Source organism: Arboricoccus pini (assembly GCF_900187945.1).
GTDB lineage: Bacteria > Pseudomonadota > Alphaproteobacteria > Geminicoccales > Geminicoccaceae > Arboricoccus > Arboricoccus pini.
Genome location: NZ_FYEH01000003.1, coordinates 1 through 23988, shown reverse-complemented (window position 1 = coordinate 23988; position 23988 = coordinate 1). Strand labels below are relative to the sequence as shown.

Here is a 23988-nt window from a genome sequence, read left to right as displayed (position 1 = left end):
CCCTTAGACCTTCTCGATCTCGGGCTTGCCCAGAAGGCCGGTCGGCAGAAAGATGAGGACGACGACAAGGATGCCGAACGCGGCCACGTCCTTGTATTCGATCGAGAAATAGCCGGACCAGAAGGATTCGATCAGGCCCAGGAGCAGACCACCCAGCATGGCGCCCGGGATCGAGCCGATGCCGCCCAGCACGGCCGCCGTGAAGGCTTTGACGCCGGCCAGGAAGCCGATGAAAAAGTCGACGACGCCATAATAGAGCGACGCCATCAGGCCCGCGACGGCGGCCAGCGCCGCGCCCAGGACGAAGGTGGTCGAGATCGTCCGGTCGACATTGACGCCGCAAAGGCCCGCCATCTTCAGGTCCTGCTCGCAGGCCCGCTGGGCACGGCCAAGCGGCGTCTTGGCGATGAGGAAGGAGAAGGCCGCCATCAAGACCGTGGTCAGGACGATGACCATGATCTGCACATAGCTGATGCCGACGGAAAAGCTGCCGTCGCTGCCCAGCTGGATTCCGCCCGTGATGATGGGAGCCAGTGGCTTGACGTTGGCCCCTTGCGCCACCTGGACGTAGTTTTGCAAAAAGATCGACATGCCGATCGCCGAGATTAGCGGGGCCAGGCGGAACGAGCCGCGCAATGGCCGGTAGGCGATGCGCTCGACCGTCCAGCCATAGGCGGCCGTGAACAGCATGGCGCAAAGCAGCACGACCATGAGGGCCAGCGGCATCCAGGTGATGCCGACGATGCCTAGCGTGGTGAAGGCGATCACGGTGACGAAGGCGCCGATCATATAGATGTCGCCATGGGCGAAATTGATCATGCCGATGATGCCGTAGACCATGCTGTAACCGATGGCGATCAGGCCATACATGGCGCCGAGCGTGAGACCGTTGATCAATTGCTGGAGGAAATAGAGCATCGGGATGTCCGGCTGGCGCGGTGCAGGATGGGCGAGAGGATGACGAAGGCGCCCCGACTGGCCAAGTGCTCAAGCAGCCAGGGGCGGAGCTTCCAACCGGGTAGACGAGGCTTTCGTGGCTGGCAAGAACCCGATGCGGCCGGGCCACAGCGCCGTGTCCATCGGCGGCGTATCAAGCAGTGCTTCAACCAGTTCCCAGTATAGCTTCGAAACAGTTTAAGGTGCTTGTTAAAGAGAGCGCTTGATAGGCCGTGCCCCGTTCCTAAAATGGGTCATCATGATCGTGTGCCTTTGCAATCGCATCAGCGACAAGTCGGTCAGTGAGGTCGCCTGTTCGGGGATGTGCCGCACGGCGGGCGAGGTCTATCGCTGCTTCGGCTGCCGCGTCCAATGCGGCAAGTGCGTGCCGGAGATGCGCCGCCTATTTCATGAGGCGCGCGCGGTGGCCCAGGCCGCGCAGATGCAGGCCGCCACGCTCCAGGACCACACGGGATGCGAGGCTGTCTGCGCCGCTGCCGCGCTATGTGGTGCCATCGAGGCTGGCGGCGACGACGTCGACGATTCCGAGGCCGCCGCCTGACGCGAATTCTTGCGCCGCGGTCTGGTCAGGCCGCTCTTGACGGCCCACTTGCCTGGCCCGCGATCCTCGACTAAGAAGCGGCTCCCGATCGCGAGCTTGCCCATTCGTTGCGGAGAGGTGCCGGAGTGGTCGATCGGGGCGGTCTCGAAAACCGTTGTGCGTGTAAGCGTACCGTGGGTTCGAATCCCACCCTCTCCGCCAATACCGCCGATTCTACGCTATGGCGCGATATGCTGCGAGATTGCTACTCAATCACCGCCGATTGCCGCACGGACTTCTCGCGCGAGTTCGAACCAAAGCTGGCAACGCCGTGGCGGCAGAAATCGCCCCAACCGCTTTGCCGGCTGAACGGCAACCTCGCCGGCGATCTGCCAGATGTCAGTCGGGCGATATGGACTGCCCCGCTAGAAGCGGAGCGTAGGCGGCGAGCTTGCGGGATAAGAACTCCGTGAAGAGTTGTACGCGCTTCGTCTTGCGGGTCTCCCCCTGAGTGAGAAGCCAGACCGGTCCATACAGGTGGAGGTCGGTATCTGGCACCCTTTCTAACAGGGGATCGGTATCTCCGACGAAACACGGCAGCGTCGTGATGCCGATCCCTTGCCGTACCGCCGCGATCTGCGTTTCGAGATCCATGGTCCTGAACGGAGCTCCAGCTGTGCGAAGCTCACCCTCGCGGGTCCAGTCCGGTACTCCATGACCACTTACAGAAATCCACCTGGGTTCCGGTCCGCCCGCCCGCCACTGGGCGAGGCGATCGCCGGACATATAGAAGCCGCCGAATAGCTCCGGTCCCTTCAGGCCGTGAAGATTGAGCGGCAGAGCTTCGCGGTCGTAGACGACACGGATCGCCACGTCGGCCTCCCGGTTCGTCAGGTTTGCCAGCTCGCCGGACGACAGGATGTCCATCTCGATGCCCGGATGCAGGCGTATGAAGTCGGCGAAGTCCGGCATGAGCAGGTGTGCTGCGAGGGGCGGGGGCAGCGTCACCCGCAGAAGCCCGCGCACGCTCTGGTCGCGCCCGAAGATGCGCGTTTCCAGTTGGTGCGACGACGCTTCCATCTGATCCGCGAACTCGAGGACCTCCTCGCCCGCGGCCGTCAGGCGGTAGCCCGAAGGCAGCTTTTCGAACATCTGCGCCCCGAGGCGCTCCTCAAGCTGGGCGATGCGTCGCAACACCGTCGCGTGGTTCACCCCCAGGCGCTTGGCGGCGGCCCGCACTGAGCCGCAGCGCGCGGCAGCAAGAAAGTAGCGAACGTCATCCCAGTCGATCATGGTGCATTCCCGCGCCACCAGCTGCGCCTTCCGAAACGCTGTCTAGCACGCCGAACCGCAGTGTGCACGACGACCGTCGCGACGTCATATCGTCTATCCGGATCGTTTTCGCACCGACGATGTGCGCGATTTCGTACTCACCGTCGGACTTCGGCGAACACATATCGGGGCTCTTGGGGGATCTCCCAGTAAAGCCAAAACTCGTGATGGCGAAACGAAGGACACACGACATGACCAGATTGAATGGAAAGACCGCCATCATCACGGGCGGTGCCACCGGCATCGGCCGCGCCTCGGCAAAGCGCTTTATCGAGGAAGGCGCCTTCGTCTTCCTCTTCGGCCGCCGGCAGGAAGCACTTGACGCCGCTGTGGCCGAGCTTGGGCCCAACGCCCGCGCGGTGAAAGGCTCGGTCTCGGATGAGGCTGACCTCGACCGGCTCTACGCGGCGGTGAAGGCCGAGCGCGGAACCCTCGACATCGTCTTCGCCAATGCCGGAGCTGGAAGCATGTCCAAGCTTGGCGAGATCACCGCCGAGCACATCGACGAGACCTTCGACACCAATGTGAAGGGGACGATCTTCACCGTCCAGAAGGCGCTGCCGCTGATGGGTCCGGGCGGTTCGATCATCCTGACCGGATCGAGCGCCGGCACCACGGGCGCCCCGGGGATGACCGCCTACAGCGCGAGCAAGGCGGCGGTGCGCAACCTCGCGCGGAGCTAGGCGGAGGATCTGAAGGGCACCGGCATCCGGGTCAACGTGCTGTCGCCCGGGGCGACCGCGACCGAGCTTGCGAAGGAAGCGCTCGGCGAGGAGGGGCAGAAGGTCTTCGCTTCGATGACTCCGCTCCAGCGCATGGCCGACCCGGCGGAGATCGGAGCCGTGGCCGCCTTTCTCGCGTCGTCGGACAGCAGCTTCATGACCGCCAGCGAGGTCGCCGTCGACGGCGGCCTGGCGCAACTCTGACGCGCGACGCCCGGCCGGGCGCTCCATTCGAACATTCGGAGCGCCGGTTGAGCGTGGTAATCCAAAGGACAAGTTTATGAGCTACGCTATTATCGGCTTCGGCGCCGTTGGCCAGGCCCTGGCCAAGGCATTCACCCGCAAGGGCATCGAAGTCTCCGTCGCCACCACGCGCGACCCGGAAAGCTTTGCAGCTGAAGCGGCGGCGATCGGGCCTAAGGTCATTGCCGGGACACTGGCGGAAGCCGTCGGGGCGGACATTATCTTCCTGGCGGTCCGTTTCGAGTCATACCGGGTAATCGCGAAGGCGCTGCCCACCTGGCAGGGGAAGATCATCGTCGATGTAACCAATGCCTACGGCGTGTCCGCCGAGGAACTGGTCGAACAATCCTCCGCCAAGGCCGTCGCGCAGGCCTTCACCGGTGCCAGGCTGGTCAAGGGCTTCAACCATCTGGTCGCTGGCATCCTCGAGCAGGATCCGGCCGTACACGGTGGCAGGAGGGCCGTGTTCCTGGCGAGCGACGATGATGCCGCCGCGACGGAGATCGGCGCACTTGCGGAGAAGCTCGGGTTCGCGCCGGTAAAGCTCGGCGGGCTTTCGGAGGGCGGGCTGCTCGTCCAGGCGCGCGGAAACAGCTGGGGCCGGCTGATCTTCAAGGACCTGGTCAAGTTCGACTGATGAACACGGCGTGCCCGCCGGTAGGCGGCACACAATCCGTTGGGAATGGAGAAATTCCATGAGCATTGAGACGAACATCCAGACCGTGAAGGACTTCTTCGCTGCGATCGGCCGCGGCGACACGGGGGCTCTGCTGGCGTTGGTCGCCGAAGACATCGAGTGGATCATTCCGGGCGAGGACTGGCCGTTGGCCGGGACGCTACACGGACACGCCGGGCTGGCGGATCTGCTGGAGACGGCATCCAGGTCGATAGACATGTCCACGGAGCCCCAGGAGTTCGTGGCGCAAGGAGACCGGTTCCTCGTCGTCGCGGATTCGCGACGGGAAAGATCAAAGCGACCAACAAGACGTTTGTGGACGACTAGATCTTTGCCATTACGGTTCGAGACGGCAAGCTGACGAGCATCCGGGAATACATCGACACGCAAGCGCTTGCCCGGGCCTCGCAGATGGACGCGTCCGGGCCTGCGTAGGTCGGCCTTTGGAGCCCGCGCCACCGGATAGGCGGTGGATCAGCCGTCGCGCCCCCTCGCACGCCGCGCGCTTGTCGAATGCCCAGCCGTAACGGAGACCCCGATGTACGACCAACCCAAGCTATCCGAGCTAATCCGGTTTGCCGGCATCGATGCGGGCTCCACCGTGATCGACGTGTACCCAGGCGACGGAGACTGGACGCGCCTCTTCTCCGACGTGAAGAGCGATTCGGTCAGCCGCATGCGGGCGCTCGCGAAGGAGCCTGGCCGAGAGAACGTCGAAGCCGTATCAGCGGATCTCGTCGCAATGCCGGAGGTCACGCAGCCAGCGGATGTCCTGTGGCTGCACCTATTCTACCACGATCTCCATGCCGCGCTGATCGAGGCCAGGGACGCGACGGCGGCCGACTTCAATCGAGTCGTGTACGAGCGGCTGAAGTCCGGTGGGTCGTACGTCATCGTCGATCATGCCGCCGCCGCGGGGGCGGGCACGAGGGACGCACAGTCGCTGCATCGGATCGACCCTGCCTCCGTCCGCGAGGAGGTGGAGGCGGCCGGCTTCGTATTGGAGGCGGAAAGCGCCATGCTTGCGAACAAGGACGATGCGCACTCGGTTAAGGTGTTCGATCCAACGATCAAGGGCGAGACCGATCGTTTAGCGTACCGCTTCGTGAAGCCCTGACAGGTCCCGGTGCCGACTTCATTTCGCCTCCGGTCGGGGCAAACGCGCCCGTTGCCGATGATCGGCTTCTTGAGCTGAAATTGCGGCTTCCGCACGCAATCGTTCGGAGATCTACGCGGGATTGGCAGACATTCGTCAGACGCGGTAACGTCACGATAGGCAAACGAATCGGCGTTTCAGCACATTGGCTTCCTGGCAGCCGACCGATCGCTATCCCACAGGCCTTGCCGTTCAGAAATCGCCAAACGCTGGAATGCACCGTGCGGTTTTAGAGAGCTATAGCGTAGACATAGCACTCATCTTCGTCGGGCGTACCCCGCCATTAATTGCCAATAAGTCGTTGAATTATAATATTACCCTATAATGCCACGCAGCTTGACCCGCAATCCCGCCCACAGTCATAATTCCGTAGGGACGCTTTTCTCTCCCTCGATCACCGTGAACCGTCCGCGTTGTTGGGAAAGGCATACAGGCAGCAGCCCGCATCGCCGGTGACGTGGTCCTCCAGCCGCTCGGCCTAACCTCGCTCAATTCGATCCGGTTGGCGACGGCCAAGTTGCTGGCCGCCCATCCACGCGTCGACCTGCTGATCAACAAGGCCGGCGTGATGTACACTCAAGCCGCACCACGTCGGATGGCTTCGGACTGTTCCTCGAGAACATTCCCATTCGCCTCCATCCCAGCGTTAAAGCGGTCGACTTCTTCCTTGCCGCCGTAAAGGCGAACGTCAGCAACTACGATCCCAACCTGGACGCGCTTGGTTATTACCGGCTGAAGGGCATCATCGCGGATGGGTTCCCAGGCCTGAAGCAGGCATCGCCCTACGACCTGAAGCTCGGACCGAACGAAATCATGCGGGTCGTCAGGGATGCGGTCGCACTAGACGGTCCTCTCGCGATCGGAGAACTCGCTGAGAGGCTGAGGATCACGCATGTGTCGGTCAGTCAAGCTGCGCGATCGCTGGAGGCCGCGGGACTCGTTGCGTCCCAGCCAGATGCAGCAGACGGACGTCGACGTCTCCTTTCACTTACCGCGAAGGGACAAGCGCTGGTGCGTGAACTGGGTCCCATGTGGAATGCGTTCGATAAAGCTTCGGCCATGCTGGATGAGGAAGCAGGTGGTGTGGTGGCCGTTCTCGATCGCCTTGATGATGCGCTGGCGAAACACTCGCTATTCGATCGCATCTCGCAGCTTCTGGAGGAATGGTATGCAAAGAGCGCTGACCGCTATCAGGAACCGACAAGCTCGGTTTGAACGGCAACAACTGGGGCGGCGACGGCCCGGTCGATTGCCTTATTTCTCGATGAACAAGGGACCGTCCGCACCATGACGCTGCCGTCGGAGCTTACTACCGCAATCGAACACGCCCGCCGCCACGCCGAGGACGGCTGCAAGGGCAGACCTTTTGATCCCGTCTACGTCCACACACTGGATCAACTCGCCATCATCGATCGCCATATCTCGGCGGATGGTCTTTCCGGCCTTGTGCCGGGCGAGATCGATGTCGGACGAATGGCCGTCAAAGAATTGAATAACGACGAGCAGCATTTCGCTCATGCCCTGCACGTCATCCAACGGTATGCTGATAGGATTACCGAGGATAATGCAAAATGGATGCGTCGGGAATGACCGCATCCGGGCGACACTTTCTCAATCAATGAACGGTTTCATTGGGGCGGCAACAGGCTGTCTCTTATCGTGGATCCGGACCGGCAGCTATCCCTCTGGGTTGCTCGGTGGGGGTGACTTGATGAGCTGAAAGTATCATCAGGCCATCCGAAGAAATAACTGCCGCCTAGATCGGCTGTCTCGGGTTTGTCCACCTTGAGCCGACGCTTGTGGCCCTGAGGGTGATGAGACGGTCTACCGCCAGCACATCATGTGTCCTCAAGATAAAGCTCTTCGCACGTATAGGGGCATGCTGACAGCAGATTGGCTGTCAGTTCCTCCACCAGCCTCCATCGGGGCACGCCGGTATCCCGTGGACACCCGGCCAAGAGAGGCGTCAGTCGAGAGGCAGACAGAGGCCCTCATTCCCACTTTCCTGGCGGCCTCTAGTGCTGCCATGATCTCGAATCAGCCTCGGTAAGGTCCGACGACTTATATTGCAGCATCGGCACGGAGACAGAGCAATGCGCGGTCTTTTAGTTTCGGCAATGTTGGTGGCAGCGGCACTCTGTACCAACCTTCCCGGCGTGGCCCACGCACTCGAGCCGGAGAACCCAATTATGAGTAGGTGCAGCGCGGACGCGGAGACAAAAGGGCTATCTGGAGATGCCCGTATAAATTTCCTGAGCCGTTGTTTTTCTGCCAACGACACTGCCGCAGCCACCTCGACCACGAGCGATGCCAGCAAGAAGTGTGCTGCGGATGCTGACGCCAAGAAGCTGCATGGAGCTTCTCGTAGGTCTTTCGTCAAGAAGTGTCGGGGCTAGCCTAGGTCGGCACATTGATCCCGGCTGATATAGAGCTACCGACCTTCTGCCGTTGGATCACGAGCTGTGATGCACCAAGACGTTGGCGTTCACGTCACTGCGCTCGGCTGCGTGATCAGGCACGCCGGGTGCCTCGGGGCGGGTGTCGGAGCCGGTGCGTCATGTGCCTTGGGCTTATTAGCAGTGCACATATCAGGCCCTCTTGTCCGAACCCGGTCCGGAGATGAGGACGCGATAGTAAATGGCGTGCATTCTTGAGAGGTGGGGAGTCGAGCTGCCCTGTCGGGCTGCTTCGCGTGCTCGGGCAAGCGCTCCTCGAAGACTACGCCTCCACCATGATGGCATTCGTTGTGGGGCATTCCGGTCGCCTCAATGGAGAGCCACGAGACGTCTTCGCCCGTTGTTCGGGCTTGGTTGTGCTCGTTGACGCAGAGGATACCCGTGGTCAGATCGGCGTGGTCCATCGGGCGCTCTGGCGGCGTTCGTTTGGGCTTTGAGGCTTGTATCTGTTCGTCGAAGAGCGCCCGGTAGTAACGAGTGTCAGCCTCGAGATCCCGGGATCGGGCGATGAGGGCGGCAAGGGTTTCCCGCTGCTCTGGCCAATATTCGTCCATTTGGTCGTCATGTTCAAAAGCAGGGGCAGCTCCTAGGCGGCCCTCTGCGTTACCGCCTTGTCGAGGAGGTCTTAAAGAGCGGCAGGTGAGCGGGTTCGTCGATGCCTCTTCATCATTCCCGGCCTGCCACCGATCTCGTTTAATCCAGTCGAATCTGGAGCTTTGGCCCCCGGACTCCGGTGGCGTTACGCGTGTCGTTAGACGCCACTGCCGGCGACCGCTGGCTCGTCAGGGGTATCCTCTGGCGCAAGAGCGCCTCGAAAGGCTTTGGCGAGCAGCGCCTGGTCAAGTCTGGGAGCGAGGCTCGATGCGCGCGTCCAGCTTGCGATCAGGCGGTCGAGCCGGGCGAATGCGCCCTCGGCGAGGCGGACGATTTCGCGTTGCTCGTCGATGGGGGGCAGGTCGAATTCGAATGCACGGAGCTGACCAAGCCTGATCCGGGGACGCGTGGCGCCGTGGGCGGCGGCCCTGAAAAGCGAATGGGTCGTGCGGCAGGCGAGGCGAAACGCCAGAAATTTCGGATCGCAGACCTGCTCGTCGAGGCGAATGCAAAAGCAGTCGGCCTTGTTGATCGCTGGCGTTTCAAGGTCGGAGGGATAAAGACAGGCCCTGATTTCCTCATTCACGAAAGACGAGATCAAGATGTCATGAGGACGAAGCGAATAACGGATCAGTGCCGCATGCTTGTCCGCGGAAATAAAAGTCTGCCTGTCGTGTAAAAAGCGGAGATGGCCGATATTCTCGAGCCGCACGACGCGCACGCCGCACGACGTGTAGTCCGATGATTTCAGATTGGAACCGAAGGGACCGTCGAAAATCGCTTGTGCGACATCAACAAGACGTGTCCGTCGCCAGACCGGCGAGGCTGCTTTTGCCCGCCACGCCCTGGTCAGGGAGCCGCTCGCGGCCGCGGTCAGGATGGCCTGTCTGTAGCGGCTGGCCAGGGGAGGGATCGCGGCCAGTTCATCGCGGACGCGCGCGGTCCGGGCGAGCAGGCTGTCCAGCCTCGTGCTGATTCGCCGCCGGTCGCCGGGCGGGGGCAGGGGCAGCGGGAGATTGCCGATATCGGTGCTGCGGAAATTATTGATGCTGGCGCCAAACGCGACGCTTTCGACATAGGCTCGGTATGCGGCACTCCGCAGAAACAGGCGCAGCCAAGCCGCAGCCTCGGCGGTCCTGGGTCGTGCGACGGAACAAAAGGCGCCAAAGGCATAATGTTCATGCGCGCTGCCGGCGGGTGCCGCCTTGCCCACGACATCACGCGATCCGGATGACGTGGCGATCAACAGATCACCAGAGCGCAGATATTGGCGTGGCGCGACGTAACGGCGGGGAACATAGACAAGATCATGCGTCACGATGCGCCCGCTTTGGATATTGGTCGCCCGTAACAGGGGGATCAGGCCATCGGCAGGCTGCGTGTGAGCCTCGTTTCCCGCGTAGGTAACCCCGCGCACGAGATCGCACAGGTCGCAGATGCTTGCCCAGCGCCAACCTCTTGGGAGTTCGCTCATTCGGCGGCGGTACCTCCTGCTATGTCCGGCTCTGGCACTTCCAGTTCCTGGCTGAGTGCCTCGATCTCGGCCAAGGCTGCCCGCAGGTGGCCTATGATGGCAGCAGCGATGTCCTCTGGTTCGGTCAGGCCCTCTTCGGCGTCGGCCTCGGCGTCGCGCAGCCAGGCGATGTCGAGATTGTCGTTGCGCTCTTCGATCAGGCTCCGCGTGAAAGAACGGAAGCGGCCGGTCTCGCCCTCGTCTGTTCGAGGAGTCTTGCCGTTGGGATCGTCGCCGAAGGCCGCCTCGAAGCCGGCGAAGTCGGCCAGCGTCAGGGGGCGGGTCTTGCCGAAGGCCGGCATGTCGGCGCGCAGATCGTAGATCCAGACCTGGTCGGTATTGCCGCTGTCGGTTCGTCCTCGGGTGAGGAAGAGAACATTGGTCTTCACGCCCTGGGCATAAAAGATACCGGTCGGCAGGCGCAGGATGGTGTGCAGATCACAGAGTTCCATCAGCCAGGTGCGCAGACGCCGGCCGGTATTATCCTCGAAGAGAAGATTGTCGGGCACGACGAAGGCCGCCCGGCCTCCGGGTTTCAGCGCCCGGACCAGATGCTCGACAAAGGCCAGCTGCTTGTTGGAGCTATCGGCCGTTACCGAGAAATCAGCACGCGTCGGCCGGCCGCCACCCTTCTTGGTACCAAAGGGCGGGTTGGTGAGGATGATATCGGCCTTGCCCAGCGCCTGGCCATCGGGGGAGAGCGTATCGCCTTGCTCCAGCGATGCGTCGATATCGTGGAGCATCAGGTTCATCAGGCAGAGCCGGTGGGTATCCACCACCAGTTCCAGGCCCTTATAGGCATGGCGGCGCTGGAAGATCGCCGCCTTTGCCGAGAGCTTGGCGAGATCGTTGGTGGCATCCTTGATGTAACGATCGGCGGCGACCAGGAAACCGCCCGTGCCGGCGGCCGGATCCTGAATGGTCTCACCCGGCTGCGGCTTGATGACACGCACGATGCAGTCGATCAGGGGGCGCGGCGTGAAGTACTGGCCGGCACCCGATTTCTTATCGGACGCGTTCTTCTCCAAAAGGCCTTCATAAAGATTGCCCAAGCCTTCCTCGCGGGCCGAGAACCAGTCCAGCCGGTCGATGGCCCTGGTGAGCGCCTTGAGGTTGGCGGGTTCCCTCAGCCGTGTCCGCGCGTCCGTAAAGATCGTCCGGACGGTCGCATTCTTGGTGCAGCCGGCATTGCCCAGATCGTGCAGCAGCTGCTTGTAGAAGGTGAGCTGATCGAGGGCCTCGCGCCTCGCAAGTTCGCGCCACCGATAGGGCTGGGGCAGCCTCTGCTCATTGCCGGTCTCCTCCATCATCTTGAGGAACAGGAGGAAGGTTAGCTCGACCACATACTCGCTGTAGGAAACGCCATCGTCGCGCAGGACATGGCAAAGATTCCAGAGCTTCTGGACGATGTCGCGGGTCGTCACCGCGCCTCGGGCCAGTTCGCCTGTTGCCATAGTTCCTCGCCGACATTCGTTTGGATGGCCGAACTCGCCACCCGCCATCTGCTGGTCAAGGATAGGGCCGTCGGCCGTTGGCAGGAAGACGAGGTGGGTGACCCGCAAATGGGCGTGTTGATGCGGCGCACCGGTTCGATCGGCGTGGCGATGTCCCTGGCCGCGACGATCACCGTTCCTGGCGGCCGGCGGGCCACGAGGGAATTGGCCGATCTCGAAGCCTGGTCTGTCAGCCAGAGTGCAGCGCGCGGTCGGTACCGGTCGCGGCGCCAACCGGGTTTGATGCCGACCTGTGGCAAGATTGTAGGCGGCGTCGACGATGCGCTGGCGCAAGCCGGTCGCCAGTACCGGCAACAGGACTCATTGCGGCGGTCGAAGGAGCAGAAGGCAGCGCGCGCGGCAGACTTGGACCTAGGCGGAACTCATCGAGCCGCTGGCGGAACAAGCGCGCTTTCCTGGATGGGAAGGGGCCCGGCTCGTTCTCATGCGCTAGCGAAAGGATTGAACTCGTTGGTGTAAAGCTCGGCGACGCTCAGCTTGCCCTTCGGCACGACCCCCTGGCGCTCGTCCATCTCCAGCCAGAAGCGCACATCATCCTCACGCTGAAGTCCATGATCCGGCCAGGTGAGCACGCTGTAATCGCCCTTTCCGTCCTTGGTATAGATGTAGGGTGCGAGGCCGTCTGGAATGCGTCCTTTGTCGATGCCGAGCTGGATCACGGCCGCCTGGTTGTGGTTGGCCCAATCGGCAGCCTTCGCAATGGCTGTGGCGTAGTTGCGAACGAGATCCGGATCGGAGCGGATGAGCGATTCCTTGGCCATCGTTCCGCCTCGGTTTATGCGGCGGCCAGCGATGGTGCCGAGCTGGAATATCTGCCGATAGCCGCCGCGCCGCCTGAGGATCGCGTCGATCGGCGAGAAGGCGAAGATGGCGTCGACGTCGCCCGACTGTAGAACCTGTTCCTGTTGCTGGGCCGGGATCGGCACGTAGGTCACTTCGCCAAGCCCGACGCCGCTCTGGCCCAGAAACTCGGCGGTGAACCAAGCACTCGAGAAGCTGACATTGGTCATGCCGATCTTCTTGCCGCGCAAATCGGTTGCGCGCTGGATCGGGCTGTCTTCTCGAACGAAGAGCCCGTCCGAGGCACGCGCCGGATCGATGTTCGGTGTCGAAACGACGATTTCCTTGGCGATCAGTCCTTTGTCGCGGACATTGATGAAATAGGCATAGTCCGAAGCCGGGGCGAAATCGGTAACCCCGCTATCCAGGGCCACCGTGTACTGATCCGGGGGCAGGGGTATCAGTTCCAGCGCCAATCCCTGTTCCTTGAACAGTCCATTGGAGTCGGCCACGAAGATAAGCTCGTAGCTTGCCCAGCGCCCGGGCGAATCGATGATCCGGACAGGCTTCAGCTCGGCCGCCCTGCCGTGGCGGATAAGTGCCGGCATGGCCAGGACGGAAGCGCACAGGCCCAAGCCCGTCCGCAGGAGGCTACGGCGTGGAGTTGCCATCATGTCATTGCCCTTTTGAACCAAGCGAGATCAGGCGGCAGCGCTCCGCTCGCGCACGCGTGGCATCACCTCGTGCGCAAAGCGGCGCATTTCCGCCTCGAAGGGCTGGAACTGCAGCATGAAAAGATCGATGCCCAGCGAGTGGAAGCGCCGGATGCGTTCGGCCACGCGCTCATAACTGCCAACCAGGCCGGCCGCGGTGCCGCCATTGGTGCCAACGTGCGGCATCCGAGCGAACGTCTTGAACATGACGGCCTTGTTGTCGGTATTGTCGAGGCTTTGTCGACGATACGGGCGATCCTGCTCGGCTAGCTCGAATGCCCGCTGCAATTCGTCCTGGGCTTCCTCGTCCGTCCGCCGGGCGATGACGAAAGCGGCAAGGCCGAAGCGAAGGGGGGCATCGACGCGCGGCCGCCGACTGATGTCGGCGATCAATGCCGCCACATCCTCGGGCGGCTGGCCATTGATGAACCACGTATCCGCCACGCCCGCCGCCAAGTCGCGCGCCTGGCTGGATTCGCCGCCGGCATAGATCAAGGGGCGGGGTCGGTAGCGGCCGGTCGGATGGAGCTGATAATCGCTGACCTCGAAATGCTGGCCCTTCGTATTGACTTTACGACCCTCCATCAACGGCCGGACGATATCGATCCATTCCCGCCCATACGCATAGCGGTCGTCATGGTCGGTGAAGGGAATGCCGGCGCGTTCGAACTCGGGTTTGTACCAAGCATTGACGAGGTTGATGGCAAAGCGACCTTGGCTGATCTCCTCGATCTGCGTCGCCATCTTGGCCAGGACGACGGGATGGAAAAGATAGGGCTTGATCGCGGCGATGATCTCGATTCGACTGGTGATCGCCGCCAGTCCGGCGCAGGCGGTCCAGGTCTCGAGCTGATCCAGCCTTTCGTCGCGGACATGAAAGAGATGCTGGGCGACGAGCGTGCTGTCATAGCCCAGGGCCTCGGCTTCCAGGACGAGCCGACGATTGCGCTCCCACGTGGCGTCGGGCGGGTCATCGGGGTGGAAGAGCGAGCCGGTGGCACCGGAGACGAGTGCCCAGATGCCAAAGCGAGGACCTTCATAGCTCATGTGCTGGACCTCCGAATGCTGGAAGTGGTCATCAGGCCGGGGCTCGCTGCCGGCTGAGGTTATGGCGCGGATCGGCCTCTTCGATCTCATGTCGCAGCAGCGACCAGACTTGATGGCGAAGCTCCGCGAACCCCGGTCGGCCGCGCAGATCCTCCCCGCCATCGCCTTTGTCGAGATCGACGTCGATCAATGCCTTGATGCGCCCGGGCCGGGCCTGCATCACCGCCACGCGCTGGCCAAGGAAGATCGCCTCGTCGATCCCGTGCGTGATGAAGACGATCGTCTTTCCCGTGGTCGCCCAGAGCCGCAGCAGCTCGGCCTGGAGCGTCTCGCGGGTCTGGGCATCGAGAGCGGCGAAGGGCTCGTCCATCAAGAGGACGTCGGGCGCGTGGGCGAGGCTGCGGGCAATCGCCACGCGCTGCTTCATGCCGCCCGAGAGCTCGTGCGGGTAATGCTGCTCGAATCCCTCGAGCCCCACCATCGTCAGGTGCTCCCGGGCGATGGCCAGACGTTCCTTTCGCGGCACTCGTTTGGCGACGAGCCCGAAACCCACATTCTCCAGGACCGTCAGCCAGGGGAAGAGGGCATAATGCTGGAAGACGATGGCCCGATCGAGCGAGGGCCCTTCGATCGGCTTGCCGTCCAGCAGCACGCGGCCAGCGCTCGGCGCCTCCAGGCCGGCAAGGATGTCGAGCAGGGTCGACTTGCCGCAGCCAGATGGCCCGACAATGACGAGGAACTCGCCGGCATCGACGTTAAGATCGATGCCATCCAGGGCCAGGAAATCGGCGCGGGCGTTCCTCGCCATGTTGCCGGCAAAGCGCTTGGTGACGCCTTGTGCCGCCAGTTTGGGAGTGTTCATGCCGTGGCTCCGACGTCGACCTTCCAGCGGGTCAGTCGACGCTCCAGCCGAACCAGCGCGTAATTGGCGGCGATGCCGAGAAGCGCCAGGATGATCACGCCCACATAAAGAAGATCGATGCTCATCAGATACTGAGCATTGACGATCAGATAGCCCAGTCCGTCGCTGGCGCCGACCATCTCCGAAACGACGAGCATCAAGAAAGAATAGGTAGCCGCAAGGCGCATGCCGGTGACGATCGAGGGCAGTGCGGACGGCACGATGATTCGCCAGAACAGGGTTTTCGTGCCGAGCCGTAAGGAGCGCGCATATTTGATCAGCGCGGGATCGGCATATTTCACGCCGCTCATCGTGTTGAGCAGGATCGGCCAGACCACCACCCAATAGATGATGGCCACCTTGGTCAGGTAGCCGATGCCGAAGAAGAGGATGAAGACAGGGAAGAGCGAGACCGGATTGGTCTGACGCAACAATTGCAGGAGCGGGTTCAGATAGCGCTCAAGCGGTCGGTACCAGGCAAGGAGGATGCCGAGCGGGACGCCTGTCAGGATGCCCAGCGCGAAACCTCCGGCCGCGCGACCGAGGCTGGCCAGCACATGCGGCAGGAGTTTGCCAGCCAGCGCGTATTCTACGCCGTAGGCCACGATCTCGGAGAAGGGCGGGAGGAACGTCCGGTTAACCACGCCCAGCCGCGGCGCCAGCTCCCAGGCGAGCAGGAACAGGACGATCGCCAGCAGATTTTCGCACCAGGGGCGAAGAAAATGCCAAATCGGGAGAAAGACATGGGAGCGACGGTCATCCTGCGCGATCGCGCGGGGCAGTCCCACTAGCATGGCGGATCCCTCGAGCTGCAAACCTTGTTGTTGCTGTAGGATGCAGCCAAAAACATATTTGTCTATAGTATTGCTAGACAATAATGCGTCGGGGACCTGCCGGTGGCATATGACCCAGTTCTACCGACGCTCCGTCAGTCCTTTTGCCTGAGGGGCTGACGCGTGCAGCCGGAGCGCGCGGGTGCGCCAGGTGCGCCGCGACGATCCGGCTGGGCCCTCAAAAGACGCGGCCCTCGCGCAGATGGGTGGTCGTGCCGTTCAGGTAGAAATCGCCGATGACGCGCGCCTTATGAAGGAGCGGGTTGTGGTTCAAGATCGTGCGCAGGTTTCGCCAGTGACGATCGAGATTGAAGCGGCTGGACGTGGCAGAGCCACCGCCGAGCTCGAAGATCTGCTGAGCCGCGGGCTGACCGAGCTTTGCCAGCACGATCTGCGCGCGCGATGTTGCAATCGAGCTTTCAATGAGCGCCTTGTCGATCGCGGATTCGCTGCCCGAACCGAACGCCTCGACGCTGCGGTCGAGCGCGCGAGCCGCCTCGGCTATACTGGCGTCGATCGCGAAGGAGGCGGCGGCGATCTCGCCCACCACGTTCTGGACGAAGGGGTCGTGCCTGGCGGTATCGACCGGGCTATGTGGCGCCGTGCGCGCGTGTTTCCTCACATAGTCGATGCCTTCCCGCAGCACGGCGCGGATGGCGCCGGCGGCGGAAGCCGCGAGATGAAGCTGGCGCAAGGTCGCGGTATGCCGACCGATCGACGTTTCGCGATCGCGAATGACAAGCTCCTCGTCCCGCACCTCGACGTTATCGAGCTTGATCCCGCCACTGGCAGTCAGCTTCTGGCCCATGCCGTCCCAGTCGTCGAGAATCTGGATGCCTTGCCGATCCGTCGGCACGAGGGCGGTCATCAGCACGCCCTCTTCGTTTTGGGCACTGATGACGGCGAAATCGGCAAAGGCCGTGCCGGTCGCATACCATTTGCGCCCATCCAGTCGCCAACCATTCGCCGTGTGACGCAGAGCGGTCTTGATCTCACCGGGTCGCTTGGTGCCCTGCTCCGTATGAGCCGCGCCGTACAGCTTGCCGGACAGAACGTTTTCAAGGTGAGCGCGGGAGCGTGCCGTCGTCGGGTCGAGCAACAGGCCCTCGGTGAAGTCGAAATGCGAGCGAAGCGCGTGCGCTACGTTCGAATCGGCGGCGCCCAGCGTCGCTATCAACTCGATATAGTCGGCAACCGAGCCGCCAGGGCCACCCAGGGCCTCGGGAATGCGCAGGGCACCAAGACGCAGCTCCTTGATGCGCTGGAAGGCAGGGTAGGGCAGCTCACGCTCAAGGTCGCGGCGAACGGCACCGGCGGCGATCTCGTCGACAAGTGCCGGTAACTGGCCAAGAAGGCCCGCGCGGGTGAGTCGCGGTGCTGCGGGGGTGGCCAGCTGGAGGATGGCGGCAGAGCTCATGCGGAGCGATCCAATCGGGTGATGGCTGTGGTCTCGGGAGAGGTCAGGTTGAAGCGGCGGCGGAGGGATTGTCCGTCATAATGCCGAGGAAACAGGCCGCGATCCTGGAGGCGGGGAACGACCTCCTCGACGAACTCGGTAAGGTCGTCGGGCAGGACCGGTACCTGAATGTTGAAGCCGTCGACCGCGCCGCTTTCCCACCAATGGACGATATCGGCGGTGACTTCGTCAGCGGTTCCGAGCACGACGCGATGGCCGCCCTCTACTCGCCGCACAAACTGCCTTGCCGTCACGCGTTCGAGACGTGCCAGCTCGGCCAGGGCCTGGGTGAAGCCAACCGGCCGTTGTTGATCATCGCTCGAGGGAAACACTGCCTCACTCAGGGGAGCATCAGGGTCGAGGTCGCTGGGCTCAATGCCTATCTCGTGCGCGAAACGCGCGAGCAGTGCCTCTTCGCCGTCGACATTTGTGATGGCATGATGGCGCTCCAGGGCCTGAGCACGAGTTCGGCCAAGAATCGGGACAAGGCCCGGGACGATGCGAATGGCATCTGGCGCTCGGCCGAGCGATACGGCGCGGCGACGGATCTGATCGCCAAAACGCCTGGCGCCCTCGAGCGTCAACTGTGCTGTGTAGATGATCTCGCCATGCGCGGCAGCCAGCTCCATCCCGGCATTGGAGCCACCTGCCTGGGCGAGAATGGGGCCGCCATCCTCTCGCCTCGGGACGTTGAGGGGACCGCGGACGCTGAAGAATTCGCCGCGATGATCGATCGCTTGGGCATGGCTCGGATCCCAGACGCTTCTTTGCGGGTCGGCCGGCCGGCATAGATCCCAGCTGTTAAAAAGTGTTTTGAGTAGGGCCGCGAATTCGTGTGCCTGCCGGTAGCGCTCATCCCGAGGGGGAAGCGGCGCGTCGCCATAATTCGCGGCGATGGCCGGGTTGAAGGACGAGACAAGATTGAGGATGACGCGGCCATGCGAGAGATGATCGAGCGTCAAGACGCGCCTTGCCAGCTCGTAGGGCGGGCTGAAGCTGGTGGAAGCCGTGATCTCGACGCCGATATCGGGAATTTTTGCTGTCAGGCTGGCGGCCAGCACCAGGGGATCGAAGCTGTGCAGTGGGCGTTCGGCCGGGTTGGCCCAAAGGGCCGGATGGTCGGAAAAGAAGACGGCGTCGAGGCAGCCCGCATGCGCGATCCGCGTTACGGCCAGATAGTGCGCGGGGTCGGCGAAGGCCAGCGGGCCGCCTTTGGCAAGGCGCCACGACTGCGCGGCATAGCCGGTGCTGTTGGCCCCGGCGGTCAGGATCAGCCGCTGTCGGTCAGGCATGGAGCATCTCCAGGGAAGTGCCGTTAGGCCAGCTTCGGCTCAATTCCTCGGTCGATGTTGATCCGGCTCGCGCGGCCATCCCTGCTCGCCGAGCAGCGCTTGCGCCAAAAGCCCTGCGACTTCCCGCACCCAGTCCTGAAACCGCTCTATTCTGCCCATCGACCCAATCCCCATGCCTTGACCCTCGTGCACCAACGCCAGCCGCCATCGTGGCGGCCGACCGGGGACACTGGCAGTGGCGGAAGTCCTTGAAATCGGCGGACGAGCGCGCGTGAGGCGACCGCAGGGTCCAGACAACTGAAGCGTTCCGGCAGATGAAGGACATGATCTCTATCCGATTGGCCGCATCATTTTTGCATCATGATTCCGTGCCATCCCGCGATCCGGCGGGCCGAAATCCAACGATTCTGGCGACCCGGGCCTTGGGGGCGATCGAACGAGCGGATCGCCGCATACATGGGCGGTCGACGTCGCGACGTCGGGATTGACCCCGGCTAAGTTTCCATTCCCCGGCAGCGATCGTCCGCCTGCCCAAATCCTCAGTAAAGGGAAAGGCATTCGAGCTGCGCGCATCTCCCATCCCGTGCCGGCACCCGCCGGCATCCGACCACGCCCGGCAACCGAGCGCGGCCGGATGCCGTATGGTCGCGAACTGCCTCGCGATCCCCTTCACCCGAGATTGGAAGGCAGAGGTGGCGCGTCAGTGCGTTCATGGAAACGAACCCCCATTGCCAATGGTTTGAAGCACCATCCTATCACTCTATAGAATCTTGTCCATTATCTTAATAGACAAATAGCGATCTGGTCTAGTTGGCCCGCCATTAGGTTCATGTGGCCAGTGCTTTTTTCTTTTTCCGGCATAGCACCGCCGATGGCCGCATGACCGCCTAAGTCATCGATTGGAGGGCTGCGCCAGTTCCGCGTCGATGCGGTCGCGCACATAAGGGAAGAGGGGATTGGAGGTTATACGAAAGAGCGCGTCCAAGCTGACGACGAAGACGCCCCGTTCTCCGCGCGGCATGATCGAGCCCAGATTGATGCCAAATTCGTCAGGATTGGCCGGCGTCGAACCATAAAGCGGGTCGTCGACGGGGAAGGGGAGAGCCACGTGGGAGAGCGAGAAGACGTTTTGTGGATAGGCGAGGTCCAGGCGACGGATCGTTTCCTCGACGCTGTCAGCCTCTATGCGTCGCTCGACCAGTTCGGCATCGGTCGGCGAGGCATTGGTGATGATGGAAGTCCGGAAGTTGCGCGGTGGTGACGGCAGAAGTCGATCGAGTGCGACATTGGCGTCGGCATTGAGGAACAGGCTCTTTTGCATCGAGCGGTTGAGATCGAAAAGGACGAGCTCGTTCGAGCCAGGCGGCAAGAGGGCGTAGAGGTTGCGGATGACCGCAGCGGTGCTGACCGTTGAATCGACGACCGATTGAAAGGTCAGGATGGGGGCGAGGCGCCGGAGTTCGTCCGCGTTGGCCTGCCTGATCAGTTCGGCCTGGAGAACCTGCGTGACCTCGTAGGACTGGCGTGCGCCGTTAACGGGGAAGGAATTATATTTGAAGGGGATGAACTCCGGCAGGATGCTCAGCCAGGCAGCCTTGGCAAAAGCGGGCAGAATGGCCGGCAGGCCGGCCAGTCCGGCATAGCGGGCAAAGCTGGTGATGCCGATCATGGGCGAGAGGAGGATGAGGCGATCGGGGCGGGCCAGGGCCCGATCCTCGTTCGCGTCCAGCGCGTATTTGAGTGCCAGCGCGCCGCCGTTGGAGAATCCCACGATGTGCAGCGGTCGACCAGGGCCGCTCAGCCGCCTGGCTTCACGCACGGCCAGACGTGTGGCGGCCATCCAGTCCTCCCAATGGACGGCGGTCAGCGCCGCCGGCACCGTGCCGTGGGCCGGCAGGCGGGGAATGATCGCCACATACCCATGCGACACGTAAATCCCGGCCAGATGGCGCATGCTGTAGGGAGAATCAGTCAGCCCATGCAGGAGGACGACGGCCCCCTTGGGGGAGCCGGCGGGCAACAGAAGGTGAGAGCGGTTCCAGTCGTCGGCGAACCGTGCGGGATTGACGGCACTTGCGGAAAAATAGCGGTTGGCCGGCACTTCCTGGTCCGCCGGCATCTTGTCGACGACGTTGGTCCGCACCTCGTCGAAGACCCGCTGCTCGGCTGTCAGATAGGCAGCCCAGTCGGCGTGGTCGATCTCCGCCGCCGTCATTTCCGTGGGCACGAAGAGATGCCAGGCCTCGAGCGGTGGTCCGCGTTCCGACTCCCAGATGCGCAGTGCCAGGAAACTGACGAACGCCAGCAGAATGCTTAAGGTGGCAAATAGGGCGAGACGGCGAAATAGCCGCAGCCATGATCTCGATTTGCCCGGCACGCACATCCCCGCCTGCTTTGGGTGGCTGATCCTTGCGGCGACGCGGCCTCAATGGCGAGGCGTCGCTGTCGGGTAATCCGGCTCGCCTGGCGGCCGCGTCCCCTTAATCCCAATAGGCCCATTCGCACCACGAACCTGACCTGACGCGTCACCTATACCGCACTCGGCAAATGAGCCACCCGTTCGCTGCTTGAGGGCGAGTGCCGGGCGAACATCGTCCTTGAGGGTTTCCGCTGGACGAAGGGCGCGAATTCCCCTGGGATACGCCAAGCGATCATGGTGAGAGACGCTCTTTCGGGCCATCGGCACCGGGCGCATCCGCAGCGCCCATCTCCTCCAGCCACCGGCAAAAGCAGAGGGCCGAGCGATCGTCCGCTCGCGCGTCGGGCAGATAGGCATGATAGCCTCGCGTCGGCAGGGTCATGTCGGGAAACGGCGCAATCAGGCGCCCCGTCGCGAGATCGTCCGCGACCAGGGCGGTCGGCCCCATCGCCACGCCCAGGCCGGCCAGCGCTGCCTGGATCGTCAAGTAGAAATGATCGAGCGTCAGCGAACTCGCCGTCCTCAGTTCCGGCATGCCCGCCGCCCTCAGCCAATCCGGCCAGACGCGCGGCAGCGAGGATGCATGAATCAGGGTGTGCGAGCGCAGATCCGACAGATCGGCAAGCGGCTGCCGTTCGAGAAGATCCGGGCTGCAGATCGGCAAGCGGCTCTCGCTGAGGAAGAAGTGGCAGGTGAAGCCGTAATACGTGTCCGGACCGCCTCGGATAATGACGTCATAGGGGTCGCTTAGAGCGTCCACGGACTCGGTGGAGGTGGAAAGACGCACCTCGATCCCCGGATGGCGATCGCGGAATTGCGCGAGGCGCGGCAGCAGCCATCGCAGGCTGAACGTGGCAAGCGCGTTCACGTGCAGCACGGCTGGCGGGGGGCTGTCACCTCCCGAACGATGTTGTTCCACGGCGGCGGCAAGGCGATCGAGCATCGGCCCCGCCTCCGCGAGGAGCGCCCTGCCTGTGGGAGTCAAGACAACCAGCCGATTGAGCCGCCGAAACAGAGCGGGCGGCCCCAGCCAGTCCTCGAGCAGGCGTACGTGCCGGCTGATCGCGCCATGGGTCACGCCCAGCTCGGTCGCGGCATCCTTGAAGCTACCGAGCCTGGCTGCGGCCTCGAAGGCACGCAGGGCGTTGAGCGGCGGGAGCGAGCGACGGTTCGACGGCATGGTTCGGGTGACTTTAGCTGACCTGAATTCCTAGTTTTAGTCGTTTGTCGCTGTCATGAACATGCAACATATACTTGCGGATCGCAGATATCCGATTGATCAATCATGGCCAGTCCGAACAACCGGCAAACCCTCTCCGGGTCCATGTCAGCTTTCTTCACTCCCATCGGATGCGACGGACCTGATGTCTGTATCTTGCAACTGCCTCCCATCAGAGCAAAGCGGCGAACGACAACCGCGGGGTGGCGATGATGGCCGGCAGCCGCGGTTTCGAGCGACCTCGCGTGGCAAGGTCGGCGCGCCGAAACGGGCAATCTGTGTCAGCCAGGCACACGCTCGCATTGGCCGGTACGGCACATGCCCTGCATGATGGCTATACCGACCTGATCTACGTCCTGTTGCCTGTCTGGCAAACAGAATTCGCCTTGGGCTACGGGATGTTGGCGGCACTTCGCGGGCTCTATGCCGGTGTGATGGCCCTGCTCCAACTCCCCTCCGGTTGGCTCGCTGAGAAGATAGACGGCCGGATTATTCTTGCCGCCGGTACCTTATTGGCCGCCGCCGGCTACGCCCTGGCCGGCGTGACGGGGAGCCTCGTGGGCCTCTCGGCAGCCTTGGCCCTGTCCGGCGCGGGATCGAGTACGCAGCATCCGATCGCCTCGGCGGCGGTTTCCCGGGCTTATGGGGACTCGGCCCGCGGCCCGCTTGGCACGTACAATTTCACGGGCGATCTGGGAAAGGCAGCGATTCCTGCCCTGACATCCCTGCTTTTGACACTGATGCCATGGCGTGGCGCGCTCTGGCTCATGGCCGTGCTGGGTGCAGCCGTCGCGGCGGCGATCCTCTTGCTGATGCCGCCGGTCGTGCGTGCCAACCCTTCGCGGCAGGTCCAAAAAAGGGCCGGCCGGGATCGCGGCGGCTTTTGGGTGCTGTTTGCGATCGGCGTCCTGGACACAGGCGTGCGAATGGGCCTGTTGACCTTCCTGCCATTTATTTTGGCGGAGAAGGGTGCATCCTTGCCGATGGTCGGTATCGCCCTGGCCATGGTCTTTCTGGGCGGTGCCGCCGGCAAATTTTTTTGTGGATGGCTGGGATCCCGAGTAGGCGTTCTTATGACGGTGCTCGCTACGGAGGGAGGGACGGCGGCCTGCATCGTCGGGGTGCTGGTGCTGCCGCTTGTTCCTCTGTTCATCCTGCTGCCGCTCCTGGGTCTCATGCTGAACGGTACGTCGTCGGTCCTCTATGGCACCGTCCCGGAACTCACGCCGGCAGACAAGGCGGAACGCGCGTTTGCCCTCTTCTACACCGGGACGATCGGATCGGGGGCGATCTCGCCGATCTTCTACGGCGTTCTGGGCGACTGGTTGGGCGCCTACTGGGCGACCGCGGCTACGGCCGTCGTCGCGCTGTCGATCTACCCGCTGGCCTTTGCCCTCGCATCGCGTCTTGCCGACGGTCGCAAGGCCGCATGAACGACGACACGCCATGACCATGCGCAGGCCGACCGAAAGCCCTGGGGTCTGCATTCCCTAGGCTGGTGGTGTGTTTTGGTCTTCTTGGGCGTTGCGACCGGGGGGTATCGGTTCCCTGCTGCTTTGCCAACGTCCTGTTGTCTGGTTGATTGTCGCGGGCGGCGGGAGACTGGTTGGGGGAGAGGTGATGGATTTGTCGCTTGGTCTGGTGG

19 protein-coding genes, 1 tRNA gene and 4 pseudogenes are annotated in these 23988 nt (G+C 62.9%); 12 read left to right on the top strand and 12 right to left on the bottom strand.

The window, feature by feature from the left end:
• Positions 1-3: 3 nt before the first annotated feature.
• Positions 4-918, bottom strand: coding sequence for an ABC transporter permease subunit (locus tag CFB17_RS04810; protein WP_088560283.1), 915 nt, complete (start codon positions 916-918; stop codon positions 4-6).
• Between the two features lie 241 nt (positions 919-1159).
• On the opposite strand from CFB17_RS04810, the gene CFB17_RS04805 reads away from it, so the two are divergent.
• Complete coding sequence (locus CFB17_RS04805) at positions 1160-1498, top strand: (2Fe-2S)-binding protein (protein ID WP_133063837.1); 339 nt, start codon at positions 1160-1162, stop codon at positions 1496-1498.
• A gap of 111 nt (positions 1499-1609) precedes the next feature.
• Positions 1610-1699: transfer RNA gene (locus CFB17_RS04800), tRNA-Ser, on the top strand.
• A 177-nt stretch (positions 1700-1876) separates the two neighbouring features.
• Here CFB17_RS04800 and CFB17_RS04795 read toward each other — a convergent pair.
• The gene (locus CFB17_RS04795; protein ID WP_088560281.1) at positions 1877-2770 is read right to left on the bottom strand and encodes a LysR family transcriptional regulator; all 894 of its coding nucleotides are present in this window, start codon (positions 2768-2770) and stop codon (positions 1877-1879) included.
• A gap of 230 nt (positions 2771-3000) precedes the next feature.
• Here CFB17_RS04795 and CFB17_RS04790 point away from each other — a divergent pair.
• The 9 genes and pseudogenes from CFB17_RS04790 (at position 3001) to CFB17_RS20025 (ending at position 8002) form a co-directional block, all read left to right on the top strand.
• Positions 3001-3735 (top strand): annotated as a pseudogene (locus CFB17_RS04790) (SDR family NAD(P)-dependent oxidoreductase).
• Between the two features lie 76 nt (positions 3736-3811).
• Complete coding sequence (locus CFB17_RS04785; RefSeq protein WP_088560280.1) at positions 3812-4411, top strand: NADPH-dependent F420 reductase; 600 nt, start codon at positions 3812-3814, stop codon at positions 4409-4411.
• 58 nt (positions 4412-4469) lie between these two features.
• Positions 4470-4885 (top strand): annotated as a pseudogene (locus CFB17_RS04780) (nuclear transport factor 2 family protein).
• Positions 4886-4988: 103 nt separating this feature from the next.
• Positions 4989-5567: a class I SAM-dependent methyltransferase gene (locus tag CFB17_RS04775; RefSeq protein WP_088560279.1), complete on the top strand. Its 579-nt coding sequence runs from the start codon at positions 4989-4991 to the stop codon at positions 5565-5567.
• A 445-nt stretch (positions 5568-6012) separates the two neighbouring features.
• Positions 6013-6215, top strand: a pseudogene (locus tag CFB17_RS19910) (short-chain dehydrogenase); the annotation flags it as partial.
• Between the two features lie 204 nt (positions 6216-6419).
• Positions 6420-6596 (top strand): annotated as a pseudogene (locus tag CFB17_RS20030) (MarR family transcriptional regulator); the annotation flags it as partial.
• A 39-nt stretch (positions 6597-6635) separates the two neighbouring features.
• On the top strand, positions 6636-6821 hold the full coding sequence (locus tag CFB17_RS19565) for a hypothetical protein (RefSeq protein ID WP_243389736.1): 186 nt from the start codon (positions 6636-6638) through the stop codon (positions 6819-6821).
• Positions 6822-6893: 72 nt separating this feature from the next.
• Positions 6894-7196 carry a hypothetical protein gene (locus tag CFB17_RS04760; RefSeq protein WP_088560277.1) on the top strand — a complete coding sequence of 101 codons (303 nt, stop codon included), beginning with the start codon at positions 6894-6896 and terminating at the stop codon, positions 7194-7196.
• Between the two features lie 503 nt (positions 7197-7699).
• Entirely contained in the window at positions 7700-8002 is a 303-nt protein-coding gene (locus CFB17_RS20025; protein ID WP_088560276.1) for a PsiF family protein, read from the top strand.
• Between the two features lie 811 nt (positions 8003-8813).
• Here CFB17_RS20025 and CFB17_RS04745 read toward each other — a convergent pair.
• The 10 genes from CFB17_RS04745 to CFB17_RS04700 all read right to left on the bottom strand — a co-directional run bounded on the left by CFB17_RS04745 (position 8814) and on the right by CFB17_RS04700 (position 22304).
• Positions 8814-10130 carry a restriction endonuclease subunit S gene (locus CFB17_RS04745; RefSeq protein WP_088560274.1) on the bottom strand — a complete coding sequence of 439 codons (1317 nt, stop codon included), beginning with the start codon at positions 10128-10130 and terminating at the stop codon, positions 8814-8816.
• On the bottom strand, positions 10127-11623 hold the full coding sequence (locus tag CFB17_RS04740) for a class I SAM-dependent DNA methyltransferase (protein ID WP_088560568.1): 1497 nt from the start codon (positions 11621-11623) through the stop codon (positions 10127-10129). The genes CFB17_RS04745 and CFB17_RS04740 overlap by 4 nt, the downstream gene beginning before the upstream one ends.
• 482 nt (positions 11624-12105) lie before the next feature.
• Positions 12106-13134: an ABC transporter substrate-binding protein gene (locus CFB17_RS04735; RefSeq protein WP_165769426.1), complete on the bottom strand. Its 1029-nt coding sequence runs from the start codon at positions 13132-13134 to the stop codon at positions 12106-12108.
• Between the two features lie 30 nt (positions 13135-13164).
• Entirely contained in the window at positions 13165-14223 is a 1059-nt protein-coding gene (locus tag CFB17_RS04730; RefSeq protein WP_088560272.1) for an LLM class flavin-dependent oxidoreductase, read from the bottom strand.
• Positions 14224-14254: 31 nt separating this feature from the next.
• Positions 14255-15085 (bottom strand): ABC transporter ATP-binding protein, encoded by an 831-nt coding sequence (locus tag CFB17_RS04725; RefSeq protein WP_088560271.1) that lies wholly within the window; start codon positions 15083-15085, stop codon positions 14255-14257.
• Complete coding sequence (locus CFB17_RS04720; RefSeq protein WP_088560567.1) at positions 15082-15918, bottom strand: ABC transporter permease; 837 nt, start codon at positions 15916-15918, stop codon at positions 15082-15084. The genes CFB17_RS04725 and CFB17_RS04720 overlap by 4 nt, the downstream gene beginning before the upstream one ends.
• Positions 15919-16135: 217 nt before the next feature.
• Positions 16136-17374: an acyl-CoA dehydrogenase family protein gene (locus tag CFB17_RS04715; RefSeq protein WP_088560270.1), complete on the bottom strand. Its 1239-nt coding sequence runs from the start codon at positions 17372-17374 to the stop codon at positions 16136-16138.
• Complete coding sequence (locus CFB17_RS04710; protein ID WP_088560269.1) at positions 17371-18705, bottom strand: NtaA/DmoA family FMN-dependent monooxygenase; 1335 nt, start codon at positions 18703-18705, stop codon at positions 17371-17373. Before CFB17_RS04710 ends, CFB17_RS04715 begins: the two co-directional genes overlap by 4 nt.
• 892 nt (positions 18706-19597) lie before the next feature.
• Positions 19598-21088: an alpha/beta hydrolase gene (locus tag CFB17_RS04705; protein WP_088560268.1), complete on the bottom strand. Its 1491-nt coding sequence runs from the start codon at positions 21086-21088 to the stop codon at positions 19598-19600.
• Between the two features lie 268 nt (positions 21089-21356).
• Positions 21357-22304, bottom strand: a complete 948-nt coding sequence (locus tag CFB17_RS04700; RefSeq protein ID WP_088560267.1) for a LysR substrate-binding domain-containing protein — start codon at positions 22302-22304, stop codon at positions 21357-21359.
• A gap of 317 nt (positions 22305-22621) precedes the next feature.
• Between CFB17_RS04700 and CFB17_RS04695 the strand changes: the two genes are divergently transcribed.
• Complete coding sequence (locus CFB17_RS04695) at positions 22622-23776, top strand: MFS transporter (protein ID WP_243389733.1); 1155 nt, start codon at positions 22622-22624, stop codon at positions 23774-23776.
• Positions 23777-23988: the final 212 nt, after the last annotated feature.

Excerpts from the sequence above, each read along its gene's own strand:
- CFB17_RS04705 (WP_088560268.1), bottom strand. The coding sequence starts at position 21,088 with ATGTGCGTGCCGGGCAAATCGAGATCATGGCTGCGGCTATTTCGCCGT.
- CFB17_RS04715 (WP_088560270.1), bottom strand. The coding sequence starts at position 17,374 with ATGAGCTCTGCCGCCATCCTCCAGCTGGCCACCCCCGCAGCACCGCGA.
- CFB17_RS04730 (WP_088560272.1), bottom strand. The coding sequence starts at position 14,223 with ATGAGCTATGAAGGTCCTCGCTTTGGCATCTGGGCACTCGTCTCCGGT.
- CFB17_RS04710 (WP_088560269.1), bottom strand. The coding sequence starts at position 18,705 with ATGCCTGACCGACAGCGGCTGATCCTGACCGCCGGGGCCAACAGCACC.
- CFB17_RS04725 (WP_088560271.1), bottom strand. The coding sequence starts at position 15,085 with ATGAACACTCCCAAACTGGCGGCACAAGGCGTCACCAAGCGCTTTGCC.
- CFB17_RS04795 (WP_088560281.1), bottom strand. The coding sequence starts at position 2,770 with ATGATCGACTGGGATGACGTTCGCTACTTTCTTGCTGCCGCGCGCTGC.
- CFB17_RS04740 (WP_088560568.1), bottom strand. The coding sequence starts at position 11,623 with ATGGCAACAGGCGAACTGGCCCGAGGCGCGGTGACGACCCGCGACATC.
- CFB17_RS20025 (WP_088560276.1), top strand. The coding sequence starts at position 7,700 with ATGCGCGGTCTTTTAGTTTCGGCAATGTTGGTGGCAGCGGCACTCTGT.
- CFB17_RS04720 (WP_088560567.1), bottom strand. The coding sequence starts at position 15,918 with ATGCTAGTGGGACTGCCCCGCGCGATCGCGCAGGATGACCGTCGCTCC.
- CFB17_RS04775 (WP_088560279.1), top strand. The coding sequence starts at position 4,989 with ATGTACGACCAACCCAAGCTATCCGAGCTAATCCGGTTTGCCGGCATC.
- CFB17_RS04810 (WP_088560283.1), bottom strand. The coding sequence starts at position 918 with ATGCTCTATTTCCTCCAGCAATTGATCAACGGTCTCACGCTCGGCGCC.
- CFB17_RS04745 (WP_088560274.1), bottom strand. The coding sequence starts at position 10,130 with ATGAGCGAACTCCCAAGAGGTTGGCGCTGGGCAAGCATCTGCGACCTG.
- CFB17_RS19565 (WP_243389736.1), top strand. The coding sequence starts at position 6,636 with ATGTGGAATGCGTTCGATAAAGCTTCGGCCATGCTGGATGAGGAAGCA.
- CFB17_RS04700 (WP_088560267.1), bottom strand. The coding sequence starts at position 22,304 with ATGCCGTCGAACCGTCGCTCGCTCCCGCCGCTCAACGCCCTGCGTGCC.
- CFB17_RS04785 (WP_088560280.1), top strand. The coding sequence starts at position 3,812 with ATGAGCTACGCTATTATCGGCTTCGGCGCCGTTGGCCAGGCCCTGGCC.
- CFB17_RS04735 (WP_165769426.1), bottom strand. The coding sequence starts at position 13,134 with ATGGCAACTCCACGCCGTAGCCTCCTGCGGACGGGCTTGGGCCTGTGC.
- CFB17_RS04760 (WP_088560277.1), top strand. The coding sequence starts at position 6,894 with ATGACGCTGCCGTCGGAGCTTACTACCGCAATCGAACACGCCCGCCGC.